General features: G+C 35.9%; 28 protein-coding genes and 1 tRNA gene. 20 read left to right on the plus strand and 9 right to left on the minus strand.

Translation table 11 applies throughout. The features are described from left to right. The first annotated feature begins 162 nt into the window (after positions 1-162). The 3 genes from CVT05_RS02450 to CVT05_RS02460 all read left to right on the plus strand — a co-directional run bounded on the left by CVT05_RS02450 (position 163) and on the right by CVT05_RS02460 (position 2,530). Positions 163-945 (plus strand): MetQ/NlpA family ABC transporter substrate-binding protein, encoded by a 783-nt coding sequence (locus CVT05_RS02450; protein ID WP_107697718.1) that lies wholly within the window; start codon positions 163-165, stop codon positions 943-945. A 75-nt stretch (positions 946-1,020) separates the two neighbouring features. Then, entirely contained in the window at positions 1,021-1,800 is a 780-nt protein-coding gene (locus CVT05_RS02455) for a MetQ/NlpA family ABC transporter substrate-binding protein (RefSeq protein WP_087585897.1), read from the plus strand. A 139-nt stretch (positions 1,801-1,939) separates the two neighbouring features. Beyond that, the gene (locus CVT05_RS02460; protein WP_107697719.1) at positions 1,940-2,530 is read left to right on the plus strand and encodes a DedA family protein; all 591 of its coding nucleotides are present in this window, start codon (positions 1,940-1,942) and stop codon (positions 2,528-2,530) included. Positions 2,531-2,600: 70 nt separating this feature from the next. Here the strand turns inward: CVT05_RS02460 and murI are convergent, their stop codons facing one another. Next, positions 2,601-3,389 carry a glutamate racemase gene (gene murI / locus CVT05_RS02465; protein ID WP_107697720.1) on the minus strand — a complete coding sequence of 263 codons (789 nt, stop codon included), beginning with the start codon at positions 3,387-3,389 and terminating at the stop codon, positions 2,601-2,603. Between the two features lie 92 nt (positions 3,390-3,481). Between murI and CVT05_RS02470 the strand changes: the two genes are divergently transcribed. Together CVT05_RS02470 and murG are read left to right on the plus strand one after the other, a co-directional pair. Further along, positions 3,482-4,642, plus strand: a complete 1,161-nt coding sequence (locus CVT05_RS02470; protein ID WP_021091312.1) for an FtsW/RodA/SpoVE family cell cycle protein — start codon at positions 3,482-3,484, stop codon at positions 4,640-4,642. After that, on the plus strand, positions 4,639-5,661 hold the full coding sequence (gene murG / locus CVT05_RS02475; RefSeq protein ID WP_107697721.1) for an undecaprenyldiphospho-muramoylpentapeptide beta-N-acetylglucosaminyltransferase: 1,023 nt from the start codon (positions 4,639-4,641) through the stop codon (positions 5,659-5,661). The genes CVT05_RS02470 and murG overlap by 4 nt, the downstream gene beginning before the upstream one ends. Here the strand turns inward: murG and CVT05_RS02480 are convergent. Continuing rightward, positions 5,653-6,387, minus strand: a complete 735-nt coding sequence (locus CVT05_RS02480; protein ID WP_107697722.1) for an imidazole glycerol phosphate synthase — start codon at positions 6,385-6,387, stop codon at positions 5,653-5,655. The two genes, murG and CVT05_RS02480, sit on opposite strands and share 9 nt — an antisense overlap. 71 nt (positions 6,388-6,458) lie before the next feature. After that, positions 6,459-6,535: transfer RNA gene (locus tag CVT05_RS02485), tRNA-Arg, on the minus strand. A gap of 110 nt (positions 6,536-6,645) precedes the next feature. On the opposite strand from CVT05_RS02485, the gene CVT05_RS02490 reads away from it, so the two are divergent. Genes CVT05_RS02490 through CVT05_RS02500 form a run of 3 tightly spaced genes read left to right on the plus strand, consistent with a single transcriptional unit; the run spans position 6,646 to position 8,495 of the window. Further along, positions 6,646-6,831: a hypothetical protein gene (locus CVT05_RS02490; RefSeq protein ID WP_054196631.1), complete on the plus strand. Its 186-nt coding sequence runs from the start codon at positions 6,646-6,648 to the stop codon at positions 6,829-6,831. Between the two features lie 50 nt (positions 6,832-6,881). Next, a complete protein-coding gene (locus CVT05_RS02495; RefSeq protein ID WP_103559273.1) occupies positions 6,882-7,712 on the plus strand; it encodes an adenylosuccinate lyase in 831 nt (276 codons plus the stop codon). Positions 7,713-7,751: 39 nt separating this feature from the next. After that, the gene (locus CVT05_RS02500) at positions 7,752-8,495 is read left to right on the plus strand and encodes a hypothetical protein (RefSeq protein ID WP_107697723.1); all 744 of its coding nucleotides are present in this window, start codon (positions 7,752-7,754) and stop codon (positions 8,493-8,495) included. Here CVT05_RS02500 and CVT05_RS02505 read toward each other — a convergent pair whose 3' ends face one another. From CVT05_RS02505 to CVT05_RS02530, 6 genes are read right to left on the minus strand one after another with little or no spacing between them, the layout of a single operon-like run. After that, positions 8,496-9,746 carry an RNA polymerase factor sigma-54 gene (locus CVT05_RS02505; protein ID WP_234400537.1) on the minus strand — a complete coding sequence of 417 codons (1,251 nt, stop codon included), beginning with the start codon at positions 9,744-9,746 and terminating at the stop codon, positions 8,496-8,498. Positions 9,747-9,749: 3 nt separating this feature from the next. Beyond that, positions 9,750-10,478 carry an LPS export ABC transporter ATP-binding protein gene (gene lptB / locus CVT05_RS02510; RefSeq protein WP_107697725.1) on the minus strand — a complete coding sequence of 243 codons (729 nt, stop codon included), beginning with the start codon at positions 10,476-10,478 and terminating at the stop codon, positions 9,750-9,752. Beyond that, entirely contained in the window at positions 10,471-10,869 is a 399-nt protein-coding gene (gene tsaE, locus CVT05_RS02515) for a tRNA (adenosine(37)-N6)-threonylcarbamoyltransferase complex ATPase subunit type 1 TsaE (protein ID WP_107697726.1), read from the minus strand. The genes lptB and tsaE overlap by 8 nt, the downstream gene beginning before the upstream one ends. Further along, positions 10,869-11,114 carry an RNA-binding S4 domain-containing protein gene (locus CVT05_RS02520; protein WP_103620389.1) on the minus strand — a complete coding sequence of 82 codons (246 nt, stop codon included), beginning with the start codon at positions 11,112-11,114 and terminating at the stop codon, positions 10,869-10,871. Before CVT05_RS02520 ends, tsaE begins: the two co-directional genes overlap by 1 nt. A gap of 33 nt (positions 11,115-11,147) precedes the next feature. Beyond that, the gene (locus CVT05_RS02525) at positions 11,148-11,975 is read right to left on the minus strand and encodes an alpha/beta hydrolase (RefSeq protein WP_107697727.1); all 828 of its coding nucleotides are present in this window, start codon (positions 11,973-11,975) and stop codon (positions 11,148-11,150) included. Continuing rightward, on the minus strand, positions 11,969-14,068 hold the full coding sequence (locus CVT05_RS02530) for a TonB-dependent receptor domain-containing protein (protein ID WP_107697728.1): 2,100 nt from the start codon (positions 14,066-14,068) through the stop codon (positions 11,969-11,971). Before CVT05_RS02530 ends, CVT05_RS02525 begins: the two co-directional genes overlap by 7 nt. A gap of 201 nt (positions 14,069-14,269) precedes the next feature. On the opposite strand from CVT05_RS02530, the gene CVT05_RS02535 reads away from it, so the two are divergent. The 12 genes from CVT05_RS02535 to CVT05_RS02590 are packed head-to-tail and all read left to right on the plus strand — an operon-like array spanning position 14,270 to position 25,057. Beyond that, a complete protein-coding gene (locus tag CVT05_RS02535; protein ID WP_107697729.1) occupies positions 14,270-15,493 on the plus strand; it encodes an argininosuccinate synthase in 1,224 nt (407 codons plus the stop codon). A gap of 24 nt (positions 15,494-15,517) precedes the next feature. Next, positions 15,518-15,964 (plus strand): 50S ribosomal protein L9, encoded by a 447-nt coding sequence (gene rplI, locus CVT05_RS02540; protein WP_107697730.1) that lies wholly within the window; start codon positions 15,518-15,520, stop codon positions 15,962-15,964. Further along, positions 15,965-16,498, plus strand: a complete 534-nt coding sequence (hslV, locus tag CVT05_RS02545; RefSeq protein ID WP_021084582.1) for an ATP-dependent protease subunit HslV — start codon at positions 15,965-15,967, stop codon at positions 16,496-16,498. A gap of 8 nt (positions 16,499-16,506) precedes the next feature. Continuing rightward, a complete protein-coding gene (hslU, locus tag CVT05_RS02550) occupies positions 16,507-17,829 on the plus strand; it encodes an HslU--HslV peptidase ATPase subunit (RefSeq protein ID WP_107697731.1) in 1,323 nt (440 codons plus the stop codon). Further along, the gene (gene era, locus CVT05_RS02555) at positions 17,826-18,695 is read left to right on the plus strand and encodes a GTPase Era (RefSeq protein WP_107697732.1); all 870 of its coding nucleotides are present in this window, start codon (positions 17,826-17,828) and stop codon (positions 18,693-18,695) included. Before hslU ends, era begins: the two co-directional genes overlap by 4 nt. 59 nt (positions 18,696-18,754) lie before the next feature. Next, positions 18,755-20,275 carry a C4-dicarboxylate ABC transporter gene (locus tag CVT05_RS02560; protein ID WP_107697733.1) on the plus strand — a complete coding sequence of 507 codons (1,521 nt, stop codon included), beginning with the start codon at positions 18,755-18,757 and terminating at the stop codon, positions 20,273-20,275. Further along, positions 20,272-20,919 carry a pilus assembly protein PilO gene (locus CVT05_RS02565; RefSeq protein WP_107697734.1) on the plus strand — a complete coding sequence of 216 codons (648 nt, stop codon included), beginning with the start codon at positions 20,272-20,274 and terminating at the stop codon, positions 20,917-20,919. Before CVT05_RS02560 ends, CVT05_RS02565 begins: the two co-directional genes overlap by 4 nt. Next, positions 20,919-21,332, plus strand: a complete 414-nt coding sequence (locus CVT05_RS02570) for a hypothetical protein (protein ID WP_199906724.1) — start codon at positions 20,919-20,921, stop codon at positions 21,330-21,332. The genes CVT05_RS02565 and CVT05_RS02570 overlap by 1 nt, the downstream gene beginning before the upstream one ends. Next, positions 21,310-22,830, plus strand: a complete 1,521-nt coding sequence (gene mshL / locus CVT05_RS02575; protein ID WP_107697735.1) for a pilus (MSHA type) biogenesis protein MshL — start codon at positions 21,310-21,312, stop codon at positions 22,828-22,830. Before CVT05_RS02570 ends, mshL begins: the two co-directional genes overlap by 23 nt. Further along, a complete protein-coding gene (locus tag CVT05_RS02580; RefSeq protein WP_054196616.1) occupies positions 22,823-23,650 on the plus strand; it encodes an ATP-binding protein in 828 nt (275 codons plus the stop codon). The genes mshL and CVT05_RS02580 overlap by 8 nt, the downstream gene beginning before the upstream one ends. Then, positions 23,643-24,521 carry a transformation system protein gene (locus CVT05_RS02585; RefSeq protein ID WP_107697736.1) on the plus strand — a complete coding sequence of 293 codons (879 nt, stop codon included), beginning with the start codon at positions 23,643-23,645 and terminating at the stop codon, positions 24,519-24,521. The genes CVT05_RS02580 and CVT05_RS02585 overlap by 8 nt, the downstream gene beginning before the upstream one ends. After that, the gene (locus tag CVT05_RS02590) at positions 24,518-25,057 is read left to right on the plus strand and encodes a hypothetical protein (protein ID WP_087585875.1); all 540 of its coding nucleotides are present in this window, start codon (positions 24,518-24,520) and stop codon (positions 25,055-25,057) included. The genes CVT05_RS02585 and CVT05_RS02590 overlap by 4 nt, the downstream gene beginning before the upstream one ends. The last annotated feature ends 1 nt before the right edge of the window (position 25,058 follow it).

The raw sequence follows: 25,058 nt of genomic DNA on the forward strand, positions 1-25,058 counted from the left end.
TGTGCCGCCTAGTAAGAAACGCGTTGTCGAAAGACTAATCTCTAAGCACAAAATTTCTTTTTAAGTGCTTAGAACTAGCTTAAGCGCTTAAAAAGAAATTTAATCCTCTAGCTTAAATTTATCCTTTTTTGGTGCTTGGCAAATTTTAAAAAAGGATAATAAATGAAAAAACTACTTCTTACCTCTCTAGTTGCCCTAGGCCTTAGCGTTAGCGCAAATGCTGCTGACAAGTCAAAAGCAATAATCGTCGGTGCTACACCTATCCCACATGCTGAAATTTTGGAGGTTGTAAAGCCTATTTTGGCAAAAGATGGCTATACGCTTGAGATCAAAGAATTTAACGACTACACTACGCCAAACCTTGCAACAGAAGATGGCGATTTAGATGCAAATTTCTTTCAGCACCTTCCATATCTTGAAGAATTTAACAAAAACAAAGGCACTCATCTTATAAAAACAGTTGGCGTTCATCTTGAACCAATGGGAGTTTATTCTAAAAAGATAAAAGACATCAAAGATCTAAAAGATGGTTCGACTGTATCTATCCCAAATGATCCGACAAATGAAAGCCGTGCTTTAGATATCCTTGCAAATGCTGGACTTATTAAGCTAAACAATAATCCACTAAAAACTCCGCTTGATATAGTTGATAACCCTAAAAAGCTTAAATTTGAAGAGATAGAGACTGCTCAAGTACCAAGAACACTTGATGACGTTACTATCGCGGTTATTAATACAAACTATGCTCTAAATGCTAATCTTAATCCGGTAAAAGACGCACTTGTGCTTGAAAGCAAAAATAGCCCGTATGTAAACTACGTTGTAGTAAAGTCTGGTAACGAAAATAGTCCTAAAATAAAGGCTCTTGATAAAGCAATAAACTCATCAGAAGTTAAAAAATTTATTGAGATCAAATACAACGGCGCTATTCTTCCAGCATTTTAATTAAAATTTTAAATAAGCGACGTAAAAGCTTTTACCTTTTTAGCGTCGCTTAAACCAAATAAAAAAGGAAAAACAATGAAATTTATCAAACTTTTAACCGCATCTTTAGTTGCTCTAAGCCTTCACGCAGCCGACAAGGACCACACTATAGTAGTTGGCGTCTCGCCAGTACCACACGCTGAAATTTTAGAATTTGTAAAGCCAAAGCTAAAAGATAAAGGCTACGACCTTGTTATCTCTGAAATTTCGGACTACTCTATCCCAAATGTCGCCACAGAAGATGGCAGCTTGGATGCAAATTTCTTTCAGCATTTACCATATCTTGAGGAGCAAAACAAGGCTAGAGGCTTGCATCTTGTAAGTGTTGCAAATGTCCACGTCGAGCCACTTGGCTTTTACTCTAAAAAGATAAAAAACATAAAAGAGTTAAAAGATGGTGCAAAAGTTGCGATCGCTTACGATCCATCAAATGGTAATAGAGCACTTAGAATTTTAGAAAAAGCTGGTCTTATAGAAATTGATAAAAACGTAAAAGTTGCAACTATAAATGACATAACTAAAAATTCTAAAAATTTACAGTTTGTAGAGCTTGAGGGTGCTCAGATACCAAGAACGCTTGATGATGTCGATATCGCTGCCATTAGTACAAATTTCGTCCTTGATCTTGGCATGAGCGTGGCAAAAGACGCACTTTTGCTTGAAGACGCCAACAGTCCTTATGCTAACATCATCGTCACAAAGGCTGGTAATGAAAATAACCCTAAAATCAAAGCTTTAGTTGATGCGGTACTTAGCCCTGATACTAAAAATTTCATCATTACTCGCTATAAAGGCGAAGTTATACCTGCATTTTAAAAACGGGGCGAGCTTTCGCCCTATTTTGTTTCTACTTTCATCTGGTTTTAATAAGCTATAAACTCTCTTTGTTTTTTGTCAAAAAGCTTAAGCTATGCTTTGCTAAAATGGCTCACTTTAAAATTTTTCAGGAATTTAAATGCTGTATGATGTTATTGATTTTATAGTTGCGAGCGTAAGTAGCTGGGGTTATGCTGGCATATTTGTGATGATGTTTTTAGAAAGCTCGTTTTTTCCATTTCCAAGCGAGGTCGCAATGATACCGGCTGGCTATTTGGCGCATAAAGGTGAAATGAGTTTAATTTTGGCCTTTATTGCAGGCACGCTTGGAAGCCTGCTTGGCGCTATTTTTAACTATTATCTTTGCTACTTTTTTGGTCGCGAGATCGTTTTAAAATACGGCAAATTTGTGGGAATCACTCACGAAAAAATGGATAAATTTGAGGCATTTTTCAATAAACACGGCGAAATTTCTACATTTAACTCACGTCTGATTCCTGGCATTCGTCAATACATCAGCCTACCAGCTGGACTTGCTAAGATGAATATTTTTAGATTTTGCCTATTTACCACGCTTGGTGCTGGGATTTGGTGTGCTGTTTTGCTTGGAGTTGGCTATTTTTTAGGCTCAAATCCTGATAAACAGACACTTTTAATAATCACGATCGCTCTTTTGGTGGTGGTTGTAGTAATAAGCGTGGTCTATATAATAAAGCAAAGAAAAGGCTAAATACATATAAAAGTATGCAAAATTTAATGTATTTTCTAAAATTTTGCTCAAGGTTTTAGCTAAATTTAGTCTAGTAAATCTCTCTCATCTTCTCTAATCTAGCTAAATTTCTTGAAATTTTATCTAGCTCAAATTTACTGAATACTTCATCACCAGAATAGAAAAATCTAATTTTTGGGGCTTGATCTAAAGTAGAAATTTTTAGTCCAAGCTCACTTATGAGGCGATTTATTGTCCCTTCATTGCCATCAATTATGCTTATATTTGACGGCAAAATTTCTCTTAGGCTATCTTTAAAATAGTTAAAGTGCGTGCAGCCAAGCACCAAAAAGCCAAATTTGCTTAGATCAAATTTGGCTAACTCTTCTTTTAGATATGATTTCACATTCTCGGTGTCAAATTTCCCATTTTCAGCAAAATTTACAAGGCGAGGCAGTGCAAGTAACTCAGTCTTATCTTTTGCGTGTAAATTTGCGATCAGCTCTTTTAGTTTTGCACCATTTACGGTGACTGGAGTGGCTATGACAAGCGTTTTTAAAGCATCATTATGGCTTAAGTCATGAGCCTTTTTTACGGCTGGCTCCATGCCGATGATCGGCACGCTTAAATTTGCTCTAAGCTCTTTTATCGCTACGCTTGTTGCCGTGTTACAAGCTATTACAACGGCGTTTGCGCCATTTTCTATGAGAAATTTCACCGCATCAAAGCTAAATTTTAAGATCTCATCCCTACTCTTTTGTCCATACGGGACATTTTTAACGTCTGCGTAATATAAAAATTCATGCTCACTAAGCTTGCTTAAAGCTTCATTTAAGACGCTCAGTCCACCAAGTCCTGAGTCAAATATACCTATCTTCATACCCTTCCTTAAAGCCTGCAATTATAGCAAATAATATCTTTGTAAGCCGTTTTTTATTATACTTTGGCACTTTTTAAACTTGGAGTTAAATTTTGGCAGTTGATAAGATCATTTTCTATCTTTGTTCGACTTTGATCGCTATAAGCATTATTTTTTCACTATCCTTGCCAGTTTTTACGGTTTTATTTTTTAATTACGACGAATTTCACTTTTTTATCCGCCAATTTATTGTTGGTTGTATCGGAATTTTCATTATGTGGTGGCTTTCTAGGCTCAATCCTGAAAAGACGCTTGTTTGGATAGGATTTGGCCTTCTTATATCTTGCGGTATCGCCATGGGGCTAATGCATGCATTGCCAGCTTCAATGGTGACTGACGCTGGTGGTGCTAGGCGTTGGATCAGGCTACCTGGTTTTTCACTAGCTCCAGTTGAGTTTTTTAAAATCGGTTTTGTCTACTTCTTGGCTTGGAGTTTTACTAGAAAATTTAGTGAAGGCAAAAGGACCCTGCTAGATGAGATTAAGATACTTATGCCTTATATTATTCTTTTTGGTGTTGCCATCTTTCTTATCGCTGTTATGCAAAATGACCTTGGTCAGGTGGTCGTGTTGGCACTTACATTTGTGACGATGGCACTTTTCGCAGGAGCAAGTGCGAGACTTTTTAGCATCGGTATCTTAGGAGCTGCTTTTGTTATGACAGTAGCGATAATCAGCTCTGAGCATAGAATTTTACGTATAAAGTCATGGTGGGGCACGATACAAAATATGGTGCTTTCTTTCTTGCCTGACAGCGTTGCAGATGTATTAAGAGTAGCTGATGCACCAGAGCCATATCAAATTTCTCACTCATTAAATGCTATAAAACATGGCGAATTTTTCGGCGAAGGGCTTGGCGCTGGTATCTTTAAGCTCGGCTTTTTAAGCGAGGTTCATACTGACTTTGTGCTAGCTGGTATCGCTGAAGAGGTCGGTGTATTTGGTATTTTGTGTATCGTAGCTATATTTATAACGCTACTTTATAGAATTTTTAGAATTTCAGCTAGAAGCGAAAATAAGGTATATCATCTATTTACGCTTGGTGTCGGGCTTATCTTATCGTTTTCATTTTTAATGAATAGCTATGGCATCACATCGATCACGCCTATCAAAGGTATTGCTGTGCCATTTCTTAGTTACGGCGGTAGCTCCGTGCTTGCGATTTGTATTGGTATCGGCATGGTTTTGATGGTTAGTAAAAGGGCAAAATTATGATTGTTATTTGCGGTGGAGGCACTGGTGGGCATTTAGCGATCGCAAGAAGCTTTTGTGAGGAGCTAAATAGACGAGATATTAAGCCCATTTTTATCGGCTCAACTAGTGGGCAAGATAAATTTTGGTTTGAAAATGACGAGAATTTTTTACAAAAATTTTTCTTGCCAAGTAGTGGCGTTGTAAATAAAAGAGGCTTTGCTAAACTAAAATCACTAACAAATATCGTAAATCTTGCTTTAAAATGTAGAAAAATTTTTAAGCAAAATGACGTTAAGGCAGTCATTAGCGTTGGTGGCTATTCAGCAGCTCCAGCAGCCATTGCAGCCATTATCTCAAAAGTGCCGCTTTTTATCCACGAACAAAATGCTGTAATGGGCAAACTAAATAAAATTTTAAAGCCCTACGCGAAAGGCTTTTTTAGCTCTTATGATGAAGCTTCGCCCTACCCTTACCCTGTGGCAAAGAAATTTTTCGATAGTGCAAGAATGAGAGAAGAGCTAAAGACTATTTTGTTTTTGGGCGGCTCGCAAGGCGCAAAAGCGATAAATGAACTAGCTATAAATTTAGCTCCATATCTTAAAGAAAAAGGCATAAATATAATTCATCAATGTGGTAAAAACGGCTTTGATGAACTTAAAAAAAGATATGATGAACTTGGCTTTAATGAAACGAATTTAGAAATTTTTGAATTTAGTAAAGAGATAGAAAATAAGATGAGCAAGGCTGACCTTGCCATATCAAGAGCAGGAGCTAGCTCGCTTTGGGAGCTTTGCGCAAATGCTTTGCCATCTATCTTTGTGCCATTTCCTTATGCTGCTGGTAATCATCAGCTTTATAACGCTAAATTTTTAAAAGATAAAGGCATTGCTGAAATTTGCTTGCAAAATGGAGAAATTTTAGACAAAGACGAAGTTATAAGAATGATAGAAAATTTTGATCTAAACAAAAGCAGTAAAGCTCTAAAAGATATCCTTTTGCCAAATGGAGCAAAAGAGATAATTGATAAAATTTTAAACTAGCTCCTCGCCTATCGCACAAGCTTTTAGTTCTTTTAGTTCAAAGATCAAGTAATGATAAATAAGCTCATTTGTGTTTAAAATTTTTGCACTAAAGACTGGTTTTATCATAGTTATTATCTTGTCAGTTATACCCGCGATCTCCACTAGCAAAAGCTCATCTTTGCGTTGCTTTGCAGCCTTAATACAATTATAAAAGAACGTATAAATTATCTTAAAATTTTGCAAAATAACATTTGAAACAATTCTAGAATGAATATGCAAAACATTATGTATACGCTCTTGTAGAGTATTTAGCTCCACAAGTATTGATTTTATTTGAGTAGTATCTATTGTCCTAGAAAAGAGATTTTTCGCTTTATTTTTGTTTTGTATTTGATACTCTGCTACTAAAATTTCTATTATATTTAAAATGGCGACATAGCTTTCTTGTAAATTTTCATTTGCCTTAAAGCTCACACCGTTTTTCTCAATTTTATAGTTTAAGCTTCTCTTTATCTGCTCCAAATAAGTACTAATGTTTTCATAATAGTCCTCTGTGTTGAAGACACTTTTAAAAAAATCGCTTTCACCTTTTAAATTTGTAAGCTTTTTTTTAAGTTCATCAGCATTTTTATTAAACTCAACAACTCCAACTGCCAAGCCGATCTCGTGCTCACTATTTTGTTCTAATGCTGTCAAACTTTCTTTTAGTACCGAAATTTGTTTTTGAATATTTTGAAAATCCATTTTTTCTCTTTTAATTTTTTTGCTTATTTTACTATAAAAATCATGAAGTTTGTCATTAAGAATTAAAAAGATGGTGCGCCCGAGAGAATTCGAATCTCTGACCTTTTGAACCGCAATCAAATGCTCTATCCAGCTGAGCTACGAGCGCACAAGAAAGTTAAGTCGAGATATTAGCTAAACTTTCCTTAAAGAAAAATTGTATTCATTTTAATTTTATAACTGTTTTAGTAAAATCCGATAAAAACAAAAGGAGCAAAAATGAATGATTTTTTCGATAGTTTAAAAGAGATAAAAAAAGAACTTACTAAAGAGCAAGGTGAGATCAAAAAAACTCAAAAAGAAGCCGTTTCTCATACAAAAGAAGAGGCGATCTCATATAAAGAAAATAAACTAAAAAACGAATTTGCAGAGTACATTAAAGGCCAAGATATAAGAAAAATATAAATTTGGAATGCTTATTGCTAAAACATGTAATATTTTATGTGGAGTAGGCAATGAAAGTTACGCAAACATTAGAATCTCTAAGCATTTTAACTGATAATGACGCTTTGTTTCGTGAGCTTAGAGATATGATAAGCAGAAATTTTACAAAAATTTTATCTAATAAAAATAAGGTTATTTCATTTTATGAAGAGAGCGAGATCCCGCAACGCAAGTGCTTTTTAAAATTTATAAAAAAGCTTTATGAAAAGCAAAGCGATGATAAGCTTGATATTCGTTTTGCAAACTATAAAACCATAAAGCTTGGCTTTGTTCAAAAAAATACCCTAACTCCAGTCATTAGCCTAAACGTAAATTTTGTAAAAAATGAAGTCAAATTTGAGCTAAAAGATGCACTTTGCAGAGATTTTGCTAGCTACATCAGCGAGAGTCTAGTAAAAAGTAATGTTACTTTTAGCAAAAATGATGACTTTTTAAACATCACCATCTCAAACGACAACGACATAAACACATTAAACAAACTGCTCTACAAAAGAAGCTATCCAAAATTTAGCGTAAATTTTATCTATGATGAAAAAGACTACAAAGCCTTTAAACAAGGCATAAAAATAAAAAGCTCATCTAAATTTGTAAGCAGATTTTCTGTGCTTGCAAATTTGCTTGAGGAAAATTTTGGGATTTTAGGTTGCAAAAAAGATGATGACTTTGAAACCATCAGACAAAGTTATCTTTCACTCGTAAATATCTATCACCCAGACAGGCACGCCAACAAAAATCCTCTCATACAAGAAGAATATGCAAAGAAATTTAAAAATATTCAATCTGCTTATGAGAGCCTAAAACCATACTTTAAAAATCAAGAAAATTTTGTGATGGTTGGCTAGAGCACGGCTTGCCACAAGGGGCTATTAAAGAGAGCAAAGATGAATGGTGAAATGTTTAATATATGCGCCATTATTGTTGCTGCAAAGCAGGGCATAAAGTCAAATTCTCCTATCCTATATAATGGCACTAACTACGAAAATAGTATAAATTTTCACTTTCTCTCAGGCCATAGAGCAAATGGCGTAAATGAGTGGTTTGAGCACGCATTAAAACTTGGATTAAGCGATGTAAGACTTACTGCAAATTTAACTGGCTCATCAGATGAACGTTTATTGCTTAGCTTTTCAAACTCTACCGCAAAATCGATCATCTGCATTTTTAAACAGCACATGAGCTGCTTCGTGCCCTACTGGAAATACAACAAAGATCAAAGAGGCTGGGACATAATATATAAAGAATTTGGTCTTGAAAAAGATGTAAATTTAGAAAATTTTAGCGACAACACAGAGGCTTTTATGGCCATACTTACCAAGATAGCAGCCTTTGCAGATGAGATAGAGTGTGAGAATTTTGGTGAGTGTTTTTGCAGGGCTTTAAAATCACTTGGATCTTTAAACAATGATGATCAAAAGATATTTAATGCGCCGCTTATGCCAAAGAAAAATTTAGCCCTTTTTGCTGCGGCAAGCTTAGCTGATGTCTTTGGCGGTATGGGCTCTTGGAACGACGATGCAGCGGGCATGGCACAATATAAAAAACGTGGTAAAGAGTACGAAGAGCTTAGCAACGAGCTTTTTGCGCAGATGCGCAAGGCCATACTTTTTGCTGTAAATGAGTGGTAGTTAGCCGTTTATCTGATAGACTCTTTTTCGCTGGCTTGAGCTGCCGATGTTTAGGATTTTGCGGTATTTGGTGATGGTTCGGCGAACGATTTGGATGTTAAATTTAGCTTGGATTAGCTCTTGGATTTTTAGATCAGAAAGTGGCTTTTTATGATCTTCGTTTTTAATAAGCTCTAGTAAAAATTCCTTTATCGCGGCATTTGAAGTCTCCTCGTCAAAGCCAGTTGCGAAGAAATTTTTAAGTGCGACCGTACCTCTTGAACAGCTTAGATATTTGTTTGCGATCGCTCTTGAGATGGTTGATGGGTTGTGCCCAAGTTCGTCAGCTAGGTCTTTTAGCTTCATAGGCTTTATGTCGCCGCCCAAAAAGTAGTCATACTGATACTCAACTATCATGAGCCCTATCTTATAAAGTGTCGCCTTTCTCATCTCAAGGGCGTCAATTAGCTCGCTGGCCTCTTTTATGCGTGAGCTTACAAAGGCCTCTTTCTCGTCTAGCCCCTCGGTATCGACTAAAATTTCTGGATAGTACTCGTCATTTATCTGCACGCTTATGCCACTACTCGTGCTTAGCACAAAGATATCAGGCACCGCCTCTTTTTCATCTTCAAGATACTCAATGGCTGGTGGATTTTTAAATTTCTTTATTATTTTTAGTGCGTCGTCATAGAATTTAAGCTTTCTAAGTTTTTCTATATTTTCAAAATTTAAGATGATCTTTTTTGCGCACTCTATGATCTCTTCACTTGCTTCTGCCTCGCTTAGCTGAAATAAAAAGCTCTCTTTTACATCCTTTGCGCCCACGCCACAGGGCTCAAGGTAGGCAAATCTCGCTCTAACCAGCTCTACTTCGCCCTCATTAAAGCCCGCAAAAATTTCATCATCATAAGAAAAATAGCCCTCATCGTCTAAGCACTCGATGATCTTATATGCGATATCTTGTGACTTTTGCGTGGGAAAAAGTGGTGGATTGATTTGACTAGTTAGCTTTTCATAGAGGCTTTCTTTATAGATGCTTAAAGCCTCGATGCTATCGCTAACCGAGTTTTTGCTAACTTGCTCAAAAAAATTTCGCTTTTTTTCGCTTTTTTCTAAATTTTTATGCTCAATCGTGGCAAATGGATTGTCTTTTATAAAAGGCTCAAGCGTCTCTTTTAGCTCATCAAGCCCGCTTTGAAGTATGGGAAGCCAGCTTCTTAGCGTTTGGTTTAGTTTGATCTTTGGCGCTAAAGTTTGCTTTTGCCTTAGCATCATCTACTCAAGCAGCTTAAATTCTTCGCCAAGATAGTGCGTTCTAACGAGCTTGTTGTTTGCTACCTCACTCGCACTGCCACTTGCTAGAAGTGAGCCATCTTTGATAACGTAGGCTCTGTCGCAAATGGCTAGCGTCTCACGGACGTTGTGGTCTGTTATCAAAACGCCGATACCTAGCTTTTTAAGGTCTCTAACGATACTTTGGATGTCGCTAACTGCGATCGGGTCAACACCAGCAAATGGCTCATCGAGCAGTAAAAATTTTGGCTTTATGATGAGACTTCTAGCGATCTCACAGCGTCTGCGCTCGCCGCCACTTAGGCTAACGCCCTTTCTTAGGCGGATAGGCTCAATATTTAGCATATTTAGCATCTCATTTACTTTTTTAGAGATCTCTTCTGCGTTTTGGTCTAAAATTTCAGCTCCAAGAAGTAAATTTTCTTCTACACTTAGCTCTTTAAATATGCTTGACTCTTGCGGTAAATAGCCGATGCCAAGGTGTGCCCTTTTATGAAGCGGGACGCTTGTGATCTTTTGATCATTCAAAAAGACATCTCCGCTAGTTGGCGAGATGAGCCCACAGATCATATAAAAAGTAGTCGTCTTTCCAGCACCATTTGGTCCAAGAAGCCCCACCACTTCGCCACTATTTACCTCTAAAGATATGCCTTTTATGATTTCAGTTTTTTTGATCGTCTTTTTTAGATCTTTTACTTCTAGTTTATGCACTTATAACCTCGTATTTTCTGCCATTTTTGCTAGGAGAAATTTTTATCATCGTATAGCTCTCGCCGTTTTTCTTTAGAGCTTTTTCTAAATTTTCATCGCCCCACTCTACCAAGTGAAGCCCCTCTTCAAATAAATTTTCAAAAAGACCATTTTTGGCCATCCCATCAAATCCAATCTGATAGATGTCGTAGTGGTAGATATCTTTACCATAAATTTGCATCAAAGAAAATGTCGGCGATGTCACACTCTCATCTATGCCGTGAGCCTTGATAATAGCCTTTACAAGCGTCGTTTTGCCACTTGCTAGATCGCCACTTAGCAACATCACGCCACTTTTTGGCAGCACCCGCACAAGCTCGTCAAGCTCATTTTCTAAAAGCTCAAAAACCATCAAAGCTCTTTTACATATTCGCTTTGAGCGCTTTTTGGTATGCTTTTTGTAGTTGGTATCGCTAGCACCTCGTATCTCGCCTCACGAGCTAGAAATTTGATGGTAATAACATCGCCGATCTTTACATCTTTTGCCGCTTTTGCCTGCGCGCCGTTAATGCTCACAACACCGCTTTTGCACATATCTTCGCTAACGGCACGCCTTTTGGTGATATTTACTACGTTTAAAAATTTATCTACTCTCATGAGGCGGATTTTAACAAAAATAGCCTTAAATTTTTAATCCTTCAGATATTTTAAAAGCTCTTTTAAATTTAGAGGTATGACGCTGCCGTGGGTTTCATTTTTAAAAAGCTCAAAGTGGGAATTTATGCCACTTTGCTTTAAAATTTGAGCTAGATCGCTCGCCTTTAAAGTTCCAGCTTTGTCTGTTTTGCCTTTTCTCTTTTCAAGCTCGCCAACGCTAAGAAAGACAAATTTAGCTCTTATTTTCTCTTTAAATTTACCCTCTCTCACGTTTTGTTTTAATATCTCAGACTCGCCCCACCAAAGAGATGGTGAAGCGATAAAGAAATTTTGAAAAATACCCTCATTTTTAAGCATGGCATAAAGCGTAAAAAGACCGCCAAAAGAGTGTCCATAAAGGCTTCTTGGGAGGTCTTGCACGTTAAATTTCTGATCGATAAGCGGCACTAAATTTCTTGTCAAAAAATAGTAAAACGCATCTGCGCTGCCACCTTTGTCAAATTCCTCACCCTTTGCTTTTGGTGTGAGATCTCTTGTGCGTTTTTCTACCTCGTAGCTTTTGTCTGTATCATATCCTATGCCTATTATTAGCGGGGCAAAAGAGCCATCAAATTCGTTTAAAAGCATGTTAAACTGGGCATTTGCATCCAGTAGATAGAGTACATTTTTAAACTCATTTTGCCCCTTTAGCTTGGCTGTGAAAATTTTATAAATTTCATCATTTGCGCTCATTTTAAAGGTTGAAATTTCAAATTTACTAGCAGCTTTTTGGCTAAGTGGCTCAGGCGTTTGGCTGGGTCCTGCGTGCAAAGTCTGTGCCACACCAAGCGTAAAAAGCAAAAATTTAAACGCTCTTACCATTTTGCAGCGACCTTAAACCAAAATCTCCTACCCTCTTGCGGATACCAGTAGTAGTTGCCGTCGTCTGCTAGCGCCTCATCGTATCTTACTTTATCAAAGATATTGTAGGCATTTAGGCTAAGTGTTAGGTGTTTATTTGCATCCCAGCTTACACCTGTATCAAATGTGAGTAAATTTTTGTCATTTTCACTCACTTTGTTGCCAGGGCCAAATTTCACGCTAGTAAGCTTGCTCTCATAGTTTGTGGTGAAGAATGTTTTTACGCTCTTAATTGGCTTATAAGCAAGTGTTGCATGAAATGCGTGCTCTGGCGTTGCTGTAAGGCTTTTTGCATCAAGTCTGCCAAGATTTGTCTCACTAAATTTCATAGGGCCTCTTGGCGTATTTATCGTTGGGTTGCCAGTTTTTATCTTTGACTTATTATAGGTGTAGTTTGAGCTTAGATTTAGATTTGAAAGAACGTCATAGTCTCCGCTTAACTCCACTCCCCAAACAGTTGCACCTTCTATGTTAAAGTAAGTTCCCCAGCCAGGACAATTAACGTGTGGTGCACCTGCGCAAGTGCCAAAGGCAGGAATTTTATTGACATTACTGCCATCAGTGTCTAGGATCTTATCTTTAAACTCATTTCTAAAAAGCGTTACCGAGCCTCTAAAATCAGCCTGATTGTCATAATATGCACCAACTTCGTAAGTTATACTTTTTTCTGGCTTTAGATCTTTGTTTCCAAAATCAACTATTCTCCAGCCACCCTGGATAGTGCCTACTTCTGGGGAGATTTGATTGACATTTGGCGTTTTATAGCCAGTTGCTACGCCACCTTTTAGGCTTAATGTATCTGTAGCGTTATAGACTAGATAGGCTCTTGGCGAGAGGTGGTTGCCAAAGAATTCGTTGTGCGTAAGCCTTGAGCCAAGCGTTAAAAATAGCTTCTCTTCTAAAATTTGCCACTCATCCTCGATAAATCCAGCATGCTCACTCATCGAGTAGCTTTTTGGACTTTCGAGGCCATTTTTTGAGGCGTTTGAGACGATGAAGGTCGTGCCGACATTTTGTTTGCTAAAGTCATAGCCAAAAGTTAGTGCGTGAGCACCAAGAAAGGTTGTAAATTTTGAATTAAAGTTGTAATTTTTAGCTTTTGCAGGTATGAATTTATCAAAAAGGCTCGTTCTTTGCGTCTGATCATAAATGTAGCTAAGATCGACATTTAGGTTATCAAATTCGCCAAGATAGCCCACGCCATAGCTCTTTTTCTCATAGTCATAGGCATTTAGAAGTCTATTTGTTCTAGTAGTGGCTGACTTTCCAACAGTTCTTGAGTAATCATGCCTTTCGTTTGATCCAAGGATGAAAAATTTATTGTGCTCATCTGGAGTGATCCAAAGTTTTGCACTTAAATTCCTCTTATCGCTCTTTTGATAACCGCCTTTATAGTTGTCCTCATCTCTTAGCTTTTTATATCCCCAAAGCTGAAGTGCAAAAAGGTCTTTATAAAGAGGTAAATTTAGATAAAAGTCGCCTTGCCTGCCATCTCCTATGCCTTTGTGAGTGTTTATAGTGGTTGAAATGCCGACGTTGCCACTAAATTTTGAAAAATCCTTTTTGGTAATGATATTTATCACACCTCCAACTGCGTCGCTACCATAAAGCGAACTCATAGGACCACGGATAACCTCTATACGCTCGATTGCTTCAGCTGGTGGGATGAAATTTGAGTTCATATCCCCTGCTCCGCCCTTTGGATTTGCGCTGCTTGAATTTACTCTTTTACCATCAATCAAAACTAGCGTTTGAGAGCTTTCCATACCGCGTATCGAGATACCGCTGGCTGGACCATCCTCGCCACCGACGACATTTACGCCTGGCACTTTCTGGGCGATTGAGTGAAGTGAAGTAAAGCTATCTTTTGTAAGCTCGTCACCACCTATCACGCTTATGCTCGCAGGTGCTTCTTTTATCTGCTGCGAAAAGCCACTCGCACTTACTACAACACCATCAAGCCTTGTTTCGTTATTGTCTTTATGCTCTGCTCCAAAGAGTGAATTTGCCACACAAACACTAAGGCAGATGGCAATAAATTTTGTTTTTCTCACGACTATCCTTTTAAATTTAATTTGAAAAAGTTTGAAATTTAACAAAGTATCTTTTAAAACAATATTAATTATCATAATTTTAATATAGTATTATTTTTTATAAAATTTTCTAAGAAAAAACTTACATTATTTATTAAATTAGTTTATTAAAAATTAATCAATTTAGGCTAAAATACGACCATTTTAAAAAAAGGAAGAGCTATGAAAAAAGACGTAAAAAAAGTGGTTTTAGCATACTCTGGCGGACTTGACACAAGTATCATTTTAAAATGGCTTCAAGATGAATATAACTGCGAAGTAGTCACATTTACAGCTGACATCGGCCAAGGCGAAGAGCTAGAGCCTGCACGTAAAAAAGCCCTAGCACTTGGCGTGAAACCTGAAAATATTTTTATTGAAGATTTAAGAGAAGAATTTGTACGTGATTATGTATTTCCAATGTTTAGAGCCAATGCGGTCTACGAGGGCGAGTATCTACTTGGCACATCAATCGCTCGCCCACTAATAGCAAAACGCCAAAGCGAGATCGCAAGACTTGTTGGTGCTGATGGCGTGAGCCACGGAGCAACAGGCAAAGGCAACGACCAAGTTCGCTTTGAGCTTGGATACTACGCGCTCGGCGACAACCTAACTATTATAGCTCCATGGCGCGAGTGGGATCTAAATAGCCGCGAAAAACTTTTGGCATATGCTGAGAAAAACGGCATAGATATCACCAAAAAACCAGGCAAAAGCCCATACTCAATGGACGCAAATTTACTTCACATAAGCTATGAAGGTCTAGTGCTTGAAGACCCAAGTCACGCACCAGAAGATGATATGTGGAGATGGACAGTAAGCCCAAAAGATGCTCCAGATAAAAGCGAGATCATTGAGATAGGCTATGAAAAAGGCGATCCAGTTAGTATAAATGGCAAAAAAATGAGCCCAGCTGAAATTTTAACCGAGCTAAACCGCCTTGGCGCAAAACACGGCATTGGCAGACTTGATATCGTAGAAAATCGCTCAGTTGGTATGAAGAGTCGCGGATGCTACGAAACTCCAGGTGGTACGATAATGCTAAAAGCCCATAGAGCGATCGAGAGCATCACGCTTGACCGCGGTGCAGCTCACTTAAAAGATGAGATCATGTCAAGATACGCCGAGCTAATTTATAATGGCTACTGGTGGTCACCTGAGCGAAATATGCTCCAAGCTCTCATCGATAAGAGCCAAGAGTACGTAAATGGCTCTGTAAAAGTTGAGCTTTATAAAGGCAACGTGACTATCCTTGGCAGAAGCAGCAAAGATGATAATCTATTTAGTGAGGCATACTGCACATTTGAAGAAGACAGCGTTTATGATCAAAAAGATGCAGAAGGATTTATCAAACTAAATGCACTTCGCTTTATAATCGCACGCAAAAATGGGCGAAAATTTGACTAAGAAATAAAATTTAAAAGGAAAAAAATGAAAGTATTATTAATAAAAGATGTAAAGGCGCTTGGTAAAGCTGGTGAGATAAAAGAGGTAAAAGACGGCTATGGCAATAACTTCTTAATCGGCAAAGGCTTTGCAAAAGCAGCTACTCCAGACGTTCTTCGCCAATATGAAGCAGCTCAAAAAAGAAAGGCTGAAGAGCTAAAATATGAGATTGCAAATTTAGAAAAACTTAAAGAAAAGCTTGAAAAAGTGACAGTTGTCATCAAGAAAACTCTTGGTGCAAATGGCTCGCTTTTTGGCTCAGTTTCAAAAGAAGAGATCGCAGCAGAGCTTGAAAAAACTCACCATTTAGTAGTCGAGAAAAGAGCGATCGACATGGACACTCACTTAAAAGCAGTCGGCCTTTATGACGTTCATGTAAAGCTTGGACACTCGATAAATGCGAGCTTAAAGGTTGATGTGCAAGGAGAGTAGATGTTTCATGCGACAACCATCTTAGCCTACAAAGGCAAAAACAAATCAGTCATCGGCGGAGACGGACAGGTGAGCTTTGGAAATACCGTCTTAAAAGGCAATGCCGTAAAAATTCGCAAAATTCACAACGGCAAAGTCCTAGCTGGCTTTGCTGGCAGCACTGCTGATGCGTTTAATCTTTTTGATATGTTTGAGAAAAATTTAGAGCATACGAAGGGTGATTTGCTAAAGGCGGTGATAGAATTTAGCAAAGAGTGGCGCAAAGACAAGTATCTAAGAAAGCTTGAGGCGATGATGCTTGTGCTTGATAGGGATAAAATTTTCTTACTTAGTGGCACTGGAGATGTGGTCGAGCCAGAAGATGGCAAGATAGCAGCTATCGGAAGCGGCGGCAACTACGCCCTTTCAGCAGCCCGTGCCTTAGATAAATTTGCTGATATCGACGAAGAAGAGCTAGTCAAAGAGAGCCTTAAGATCGCTGGCGAAATTTGCATCTATACAAATACAAACATCAAAACTTATGTTTTAGAATAAGAGAGAAAATGAACTTAACACCAAGAGAAATTGTTAAATTTTTAGATGACTATGTGATCGGTCAAAAGGACGCCAAGAAGATCATAGCGATCGCACTTCGCAACAGATATCGCCGTATGAAGCTTGAAAAGAGCTTGCAAGATGACATCATGCCAAAAAACATCTTGATGATCGGCTCAACTGGCGTTGGTAAAACTGAGATCGCAAGGCGTCTTTCAAAGATGATGGGTCTGCCATTTATCAAGGTTGAGGCTAGTAAATATACTGAGGTTGGCTTTGTTGGCCGTGATGTTGAGAGCATGGTAAGAGACCTTGCTACGGCATCATATAATCTCGTAAAAAACGAGCAAAGTGAGAAAAATCAAGATAAAATCAACGCCTACATCGAAGAAAAGATCGTCTCAAAACTTTTGCCACCACTGCCAAAAGGAGCAAGCGAGGAGAAGCAAGCAGAGTACGCAAAGAGCTATGAAAAGATGCTAAATAGGCTAAGAAACGGCGAGCTTAATGAGCTAAGCATCGAGATAGAGGTGCAGCAAAACCCGCTTGAGGCTGGCTCAAACGTGCCACCTGATATGGCGCAGATGCAAGAGAGCTTTATAAAGATAATTGGCATCGGCGGTAAAAACATCAAAAAAGAGATGAAGGTAAAAGACGCTAAAAAAGCTCTTCAAAGTGAAGCAAATGATAAAATTTTAGACCTTGAGAGCGTAAAAACTGAGGCTTTAAGAAGGGCTGAAAACGAAGGTATCATCTTTATAGACGAGATCGATAAGGTAGCCGTCGGCTCAGGTAGCTCAAACAGGCAGGATCCTAGCAAAGAAGGCGTGCAAAGAGACTTGTTGCCTATCGTTGAGGGCTCTAATGTAAATACCAAATTTGGAAATTTAAAGACAGATCACATTTTATTTATCGCGGCTGGTGCCTTTCATATAAGCAAGCCAAGCGATCTCATCCCTGAGCTTCAAGGGCGTTTTCCACTAAGAGTGGAGCTTGATAGCCTTGATGAAGATGCACTTTATCAAATTTTAACTCAGCCCAAAAATTCGCTTTTAAAACAATACATCGCCCTACTCTCAACCGAAAATGTTGAGCTAGAATTTGACGATGAAGCGATAAAAGAGATAGCTAGGATCGCTCATGCTGCAAATGAAAAGATGGAGGATATCGGCGCTAGACGCCTTCATACGGTGATCGAGCGCGTGATAGAAGATATCAGCTTTGAGGCGAGCGAAAAGAGCGGCGAGAAGATAAATGTGACAAAAGAGCTCGTAAAAGAGCGCCTAAAAGACGTGGTTGAGGATCAAGATCTAGCGAGGTACATACTTTGAAATCAGGCTTTGTTAGCATCATAGGACGCACAAATGCTGGCAAAAGCTCATTTTTAAATGCCTTATTAAACGAAAAGATAGCTATCGTCTCGCATAAACAAAACGCAACTCGCAGAAAGATAAATGGCATCGTGATGAATGGTGAAGATCAGATCATCTTCACCGACACACCTGGACTTCACGAGAGCAACAAGGCGATAAATCAACTACTAATTAGCCAAGCTATAAAATCGATGGGAGACTGCGATCTCATCGTATTTTTAGCACCTATCTATGATGACACAAGTGACTACGAGAAATTTCTAGCTCTAAATCCTGAAAAACCGCACATCTTAGTGCTAACAAAAGTCGATGAGAGCTCAAATGCAAAGGTACTTGAAAAGATTACTAAGTATCAAAAATTTCAAGATAAATTTGCAGCTCTGCTTACTTTTAGCACCAAGCAGCCTACCTATAAAAAGCCGCTTCTTGATGAAATTTGCAAGCTTTTGCCAGAGCATGAATATTTTTACGATCCAGAATTTCTCACGCCGACAAATGAAAAAGAAATTTTTAGAGAATTTATACTAGAAGCGATATATGAAAATTTAAGTGACGAGATCCCTTATCTTAGTGATGCGATCATAAAAAGCGTAAAAGAAAAACCTGGCATTACTGAAATTTTTGCAAGTATCATCACTGAGCGTGAAATTCATAAAAGTATGATCATCGGTAAGAATGGTGAAACGATAAAACGAATAGGAATTTTTGCAAGAAAGTTAATACAAAATTTAACCGGAACAAAGGTCTTTTTAAAACTCGATGTAATCGTTAAAAAAGGCTGGAGTAAAGAAAAAAAGAGCCTTAATAAAATAATTGGATATTGATTTTTTGTTGTAAAAATATTAAAATACAGCCCAATTAGAGCATTATGAGGTAAATTTTTATGTTAAAGCTTAGAAAAATTAACGATAATCCAATCGTTACGCTAGATCCTTATGAATATGAAGGTTTTAGATTTTCTAATAGCAATGTCGATTCGCTAAGTCTTTCAAAGAATATTCTAAAGCGAGACTTTTTTATATCTTATATCGAGTACAAAGATATAATAACAGCTACCATAAACATCTCAAGAACAATAGATGATGAGGATATTGAAAACAATATCTCAATAAAAATTTACGAAGAGCTCTCTCTTGATCCTGCGATTGACTATAAAATAGTTTATTTTGAAAGCAATGTTGAAAAAGAAGATAGGATTTTTAATGTTTTTATTGCTACAAATGAAACGATAAATAAAATTTTTAAAAATATTTCTAAAAGAGTCCCTTTTATAGATTATGTCGTTGTAGAGCCGCTTTTATATAGTGCTATATATAAAAAAGGCTTACTTCCTAGCACTCAGAGTGATTGTTTTTTGACATTTAGGGCCGATGAAGCATTTATAAGCATCTATGTAAATGGAGAATATCTTACATCAAGAGGTTTAAGATACACACTAAATTATCTAAAAGATAAATTTATAGAGCAAAGCGGCGAAAGAGTAAGCCTAGAAAGCTTTTTAGACATCCTAAAGACAAGAGGACTTTTAGATAGCAATGAAGAAGGCTTTAGCTACGATCTAAATACTGTTTTTGAGGACTACATATTTTACGTAAATGACACGATAAATGTTGTCAATAGAATTTACAGCATAAATATAAAAAATATCTATATTGACTGCGACTATAAAATAGAGCGTTTAGAGAAATTTATAAATACAAAACTTGGCACAAATGCTACGAAATTAAATACAAGCACTGTAATAAATTCTAAAAATTTAGCCATTAGCGAACGATATAACATGATGGCTTTGTATGCAAATTTCTACAAAAAAGAGGCCTTTAATGCTGATTTTAACTTCTCAAATTTGCTTAGGCCTGATCCATTCACAAAGAGAAAAAGCGGTAAATTTATACTGATATGTGCCGCTGCTTTTTGCCTAAGCATATCCTATCCTCTTTATAATTATATAACTGGCAGTATTTTAGAAGCAGATTCGCAAAGACTAAGCGATGAGCTTGATGTACTTAATACACAAGCAGCACAAATAAGAAGTACTCTTGAAAGACTAAAAAAAGAGCAAAATGATATAAAAGGATTAACTGATAAAGAGGAAGAGAAGTTAAATTTTAGAAAAGGGTTGCTTCAAGAAATTGAAAATAAAAAAGGTCATTACGTAATGAAAGGTTTAAATCTTTTTGAAATTACCGATATGATAAACAGCAATAGCGTTTTTATAACAAATATTAAAAATAACGATAAAAATTTAACTGTAACGGTTGTTAGCGATAATGAAAAAAGGATTACGCAGCTAATAAAAGATATTAGCAAGATGCCCAAATATTCAGTAAATACAAAAAAAATTAAAGAAGATAGGCAAAACAACGAGTATGAAAGCAATATAAGCATAGAGATTAGACAATGAGACAAGACGTTTTAAGTAAAATAGATAAGTATTTTGACGCAAAAAAACAAAGCGAAACAAATATAATTTTTTTGGGTTCAGCTTTAATTATTATTTATATTGTTTATATGCTTTGCTTTGATCCGTCGCAAGATTTTTATGATGAAAGACTTAATGCGCATACTAAAATTAGCAATGATCTTTCAAGAACAAGAGATTATTTAAGATCGACCAGCTCACCTAGTGGGGATAAAAATTTTAAAATAAATGAAGAGTCCAAAATACTTGAAGCGCTAAAAGGCAAATATTCTAGCGTTTTAAAATTTAATGCTCATTTTGACTCAAAGCTAAAAGAACTATCGTTTTTATTATTTAATGATCAAAATTGGGCAAATTTTTTAGACAACATCGTATCTTTAGCAAAGCAAAATAATATAAAAATTTTAGAGTTAAAAAGTGATATAAAAGAGCCAAATTTCCAAAAGATTGAGCAAATTTTAAATATTGACTTGACATTTTTGGGAGGATTTAAAGATATGCTTTCATATATAAATGGCCTTGAAGAATCAAAGCTAGTAGTTGATCTTCATAAAATGGATGTAAATTCTACCCAAAAAGAGCTTGGCGCTAAGATCTCAATATCTGTTTGGGGGATGAAATACTAATGAAAATAAAAATTTTATTGACTTTTTTATTTTTAAATATTGCTTTTGCTAATCAGCTTCAAGAGGAAATGGACTCTTATGATAAAATTTTTGAAAAAATAAAGGAAAAAAGAAGCGGTCTTAGTGATATTGAGCTTTCGAGCATAAAAAATCCTTTTAAGCAAGAACCTATCAAGACGGTAACAGATCAAAATTTATCAATTATCACTCAAGCTTCAAAAGGGCTTAGTTTAAAAGCAATTTTATTAAACAAAGCAAATATTGATTCCAAGTGGTATGCTGTCGGTGATATTGTCGATGGTTACAAAATAGCCAACATTACTAAAAATAGTGTTTTTTTAGTAAAAGGCGATGAAAAACAAGAGTTAATTTTAAAAAATGGAAGTAAAAATGTTGAGATTAAAATTAAATAAAATATTAATAATAGGTGCACTATTTTGCTTAAATATGAATTATGCTAGTGCCAATGAAAGTAGTTGTTTAAGCAAGAATTTTAATATGAAAATTTCAGATGATGTTGCACTAGTAGATGTGTTAAATCAGCTTTCAGAGATGTGTAACTTTAGTATTGTTGCAAAGGATACTTATAGCAAAACAGAGCTAAAAGATAAAGTTTTTGGCGTTAATATCAGGAATATGAGCCTTAGCGAAGTTTTTGACATACTTTTAAGTGAGAAAAATTTAAGCTACGAGTTTTCAAACAATGTATTAAAAATTTCATCTTTAAAAACTCAAATTTTTAAACTAGATTATATAACTTCTATTAGAGAAGGAACTGCTGTCACCCAAGCTTCAGTGGATGCTACTCCATCTGAAATTTCTAGTGGTTCAAGTAGTAGCGATAATTCCCAAGATGATAGTTCTCAAGGCTCAAGCAACCTTATAAAAACTACTGAGAGGTTTGACTTTTGGGAAAAACTAGATGCTGAGCTTAAAGCTATTTTAAATAATAGTAGCGAACATATCACAGCGCCTGATCCTATCATAAATCAAAACGCAGGCCTTATTACTGTTACGGCCACTCCTTCTCAACTTAAGCGTGTCGAGAAATATATAGATGAAATGCAAAAAAGACTAAAAAAACAAGTAATTATTGATGTTTCTATTATTTCAGTTGAGTTAAATAATGAATACAAACAAGGCGTTGATTGGAGTAAATTTGAACTTGGATTTAATACATACATTGGTAATTCAAGAAATAATCCGAGTTCAAGTGCTACTTGGACAAATAAAGGAAATAGCCTAAGTGATGGATTTGGACGTACATTAAATATTGCAGCTAATTTAAATTTCAGCCTTGATGGAATGATAAATTTTCTTGAGACAAATGGAAAGACAAAGGTTATATCAAGTCCAAAAGTAACAACACTTAATAATCAACAAGCTCTAATCTCAGTTGGCGATAACATAAACTACCGTGTTCAACAAAAAACTGACAATGGAAACAGCAATAGTGATAGGCTGACAACTACTTATAAACAATACTCTGTTTTTATAGGCATATTATTAAATTTACTACCAGAAGTATCTGATAATAATAAAATCATGCTTCGAATCAATCCATCACTTAGTAACTTTAAATACGCTGAAGACGACACAAGACAAAATGCGTTAAGAGAGATTGCTCCAGATACCGTACAAAAGAAACTCTCAACTGTCGTTCAAGTTGACAGCGGTGATACTATTATTCTTGGTGGATTAATAGGTCAGACAAAGGGTAAGAATAATACTTCCGTACCTCTTCTTTCTGATATCCCACTTATAGGTGGTGTCTTTAAAAGCACAAGAGACAATATAAAAACAACAGAACTTATCTTTGTCATCACTCCTCATGTAGTTGATTTTGACAAAAAAAAGCCACTTAATCAATCATTAAAAGACTTAGGTTTTTCTAAAACGATCTATGAATAACAAGAATATTTATACAGATATAAAAGATATCTTTATCAACGAAGACGAAGTAGCTGATTTTGTTAATCTAGATAACTCAATCACTTGTTACAATAAGATCGTCTCGGCTCTAAAAAAGCCATTAAAACTTATACTTTTTTATGGCAAGCCTGGCAGTGGAAAGACTTTTTTGCTAAACAAGATAGCCTCTGATCTTCAAAAGGATAAAAAATTAATTTTTTTCCCGCATCCTTTTTTTAGCGAAGCTACATTTATAGAAGCTCTTTGTGAAGATATATACGGAAATAAACTTGATAATATAAATAATTTTGAAAGTTTTGTTGCACACTACTCAAAAGAATTTAAAAATAAAGATGAAATTTTACAAAACCAAATAGTTGTCATCTTGGATGAAGCACAACTTTATCCTACTGAATTGATCGAAAAAATAAGGCTTATGGCCGATACAAGATTATTTAAATTTCTATTTACGATTCATAAAACTGAAAATGAAGATGTGTTAGCAAAAGACTATTTTCAAACTAGAATTTGGGAGAGTATAGAGCTTGGAAGTGCAAACACGAATGAAATCATAGTTTATTTACAAAGAAAAATAGGACAAAAAGGCTACGATAAATACCTAAATTTTCAGAAAAAAGACTATGACAAAGCCTATGAGCTTTGTTGCGGAAATTTACGCACACTAAATAAAATTATGTATAAATTTTATGAAATTTGTGAATATTATGAACAAAATCAGCCATCAAAATTAAGTAGCGAGGACGCAAATATTAAAATTTTAACGATGTCTGCACTTGATACAGGAATAATTCATGCTTGAATTACAAGAAATTCAAAGACTAGAAAAGCTCTATGAAGAGTACGAAAAAAAGAATAAAAATAGCTTTTTAAAATTGTTATCACATAAAAAGCTAGGTCTTTTAATAATTACGATCTTGCTAATTGCTTTTATCTTTGGTGCTTTTTTATTTTTCTCAAATGCTAAAAACAAAAAAGAGACAACCAATACTCCAGCTTTAGTTGAGAAAAATTTGACAATACAAACAGATATAAAAGAAAAAAATATAACCTTTACTGAAACTAATGTCAGCAAAAATATTTTAGAAGATGGCAAACAAAAAAGTGAGCAGGCAAAAGAGAGGTTTGAATCAGATAAGAAACAAGATGAGCTCGCTGAGAAAATAGCTAAAAAGCTAGAACAATCCATAAAGCTAAATGAAGATAATAAAGAGCAGGCATCAGACAAAAAACAAAGAAGTGGTGGCGGTTGGCTAAAGCTAAATTTACCAACTGAAAATGAAAATATGCAAAATGAACAGCCTCTACCAAATGAAGAGGTAATAGAACTAGAATCAAAGGCAAAGCCAAAAATTGATATTCAAATTTCAAGTGAAAACAATGAAATTTCTATGCTAAAAGAAAATTTTAATAAAAATAAAAATCCAGAAATCGCCCTTAAAATAGCAAGAAGATGCTATCAAGACAAAAGATATAGCGACACTATAAAATGGGCACTATCGGCAAATAATTTAGATAGTAGCATTGAGGAGTCTTGGGTCATGTTTGCTAAGGCAAAATATATGTTAAAACAAAAAGATGACGCATTGCGTGCATTAGAAGAATATAATAAAAATAAAAATAAGCCCGAGATAAATGAGCTAATAAATAAGATAAAAAGCGATACGTTGTGAAATTTTTGCTCGTTATATTTTTATCTTTAAATGCCTTTGCGCTTGGGACTGCTGACATTAAAAGTTATTTTGAAAAAGCTGAATATCCTAAAATTTGCAATCAAAAAATACAAGATCTTTTAAAAGATTCACAAAATGAAGAATTTCTTAATATCTTTGGCATATCTTGCTTAAAAACAAATGATATAGATAGGCTCGCTCTTCCAGCAAGCAAACTATCAAAAACGCAAAGTTCAAGAGAGAATGCAGCATATTTTGCAGATATATTGCTTAAAAAAAAGCTATTGCTTCATGCTATCTTGGATGGGGCTGATATAAGCTATATTAGACTTCCAAAGAGCGATTACATTCTTTCATTTATATTTGATAAATTTGTCAAAAAAGAATACGTTGAGGAGCTTGGTGTATTTATTTTTGAAGAGCCAAATTCAGATACAAGATATGAGCTTAGTGCAATCGCTGGCTCAAATTTTGCAAAAATGATTTTAAAAATTTTTAAAAATGACGATCTTACTTCGCAGATTGAGTATAGATAAA

The organism is Campylobacter concisus, assembly GCF_003049705.1.
Taxonomy (GTDB): Bacteria; Campylobacterota; Campylobacteria; order Campylobacterales; family Campylobacteraceae; genus Campylobacter_A; species Campylobacter_A concisus_AR.

Bases quoted from the DNA above. Each gene is read 5' to 3' on its own strand.
- murG (WP_107697721.1), top strand. From the start codon at position 4,639: ATGATTGTTATTTGCGGTGGAGGCACTGGTGGGCATTTAGCGATCGCA.
- tsaE (WP_107697726.1), bottom strand. From the start codon at position 10,869: ATGGTTTTTGAGCTTTTAGAAAATGAGCTTGACGAGCTTGTGCGGGTG.
- murI (WP_107697720.1), bottom strand. From the start codon at position 3,389: ATGAAGATAGGTATATTTGACTCAGGACTTGGTGGACTGAGCGTCTTA.
- CVT05_RS02580 (WP_054196616.1), top strand. From the start codon at position 22,823: ATGAATAACAAGAATATTTATACAGATATAAAAGATATCTTTATCAAC.
- hslU (WP_107697731.1), top strand. From the start codon at position 16,507: ATGAACTTAACACCAAGAGAAATTGTTAAATTTTTAGATGACTATGTG.
- mshL (WP_107697735.1), top strand. From the start codon at position 21,310: ATGTTGAGATTAAAATTAAATAAAATATTAATAATAGGTGCACTATTT.
- CVT05_RS02535 (WP_107697729.1), top strand. From the start codon at position 14,270: ATGAAAAAAGACGTAAAAAAAGTGGTTTTAGCATACTCTGGCGGACTT.
- CVT05_RS02560 (WP_107697733.1), top strand. From the start codon at position 18,755: ATGTTAAAGCTTAGAAAAATTAACGATAATCCAATCGTTACGCTAGAT.
- CVT05_RS02495 (WP_103559273.1), top strand. From the start codon at position 6,882: ATGAAAGTTACGCAAACATTAGAATCTCTAAGCATTTTAACTGATAAT.
- rplI (WP_107697730.1), top strand. From the start codon at position 15,518: ATGAAAGTATTATTAATAAAAGATGTAAAGGCGCTTGGTAAAGCTGGT.
- CVT05_RS02450 (WP_107697718.1), top strand. From the start codon at position 163: ATGAAAAAACTACTTCTTACCTCTCTAGTTGCCCTAGGCCTTAGCGTT.
- CVT05_RS02490 (WP_054196631.1), top strand. From the start codon at position 6,646: ATGAATGATTTTTTCGATAGTTTAAAAGAGATAAAAAAAGAACTTACT.
- CVT05_RS02505 (WP_234400537.1), bottom strand. From the start codon at position 9,746: ATGCTAAGGCAAAAGCAAACTTTAGCGCCAAAGATCAAACTAAACCAA.
- CVT05_RS02460 (WP_107697719.1), top strand. From the start codon at position 1,940: ATGCTGTATGATGTTATTGATTTTATAGTTGCGAGCGTAAGTAGCTGG.
- CVT05_RS02520 (WP_103620389.1), bottom strand. From the start codon at position 11,114: ATGAGAGTAGATAAATTTTTAAACGTAGTAAATATCACCAAAAGGCGT.
- hslV (WP_021084582.1), top strand. From the start codon at position 15,965: ATGTTTCATGCGACAACCATCTTAGCCTACAAAGGCAAAAACAAATCA.
- CVT05_RS02455 (WP_087585897.1), top strand. From the start codon at position 1,021: ATGAAATTTATCAAACTTTTAACCGCATCTTTAGTTGCTCTAAGCCTT.
- CVT05_RS02500 (WP_107697723.1), top strand. From the start codon at position 7,752: ATGAATGGTGAAATGTTTAATATATGCGCCATTATTGTTGCTGCAAAG.
- CVT05_RS02525 (WP_107697727.1), bottom strand. From the start codon at position 11,975: ATGGTAAGAGCGTTTAAATTTTTGCTTTTTACGCTTGGTGTGGCACAG.
- CVT05_RS02585 (WP_107697736.1), top strand. From the start codon at position 23,643: ATGCTTGAATTACAAGAAATTCAAAGACTAGAAAAGCTCTATGAAGAG.
- CVT05_RS02480 (WP_107697722.1), bottom strand. From the start codon at position 6,387: ATGGATTTTCAAAATATTCAAAAACAAATTTCGGTACTAAAAGAAAGT.
- CVT05_RS02570 (WP_199906724.1), top strand. From the start codon at position 20,919: ATGAAAATAAAAATTTTATTGACTTTTTTATTTTTAAATATTGCTTTT.
- CVT05_RS02565 (WP_107697734.1), top strand. From the start codon at position 20,272: ATGAGACAAGACGTTTTAAGTAAAATAGATAAGTATTTTGACGCAAAA.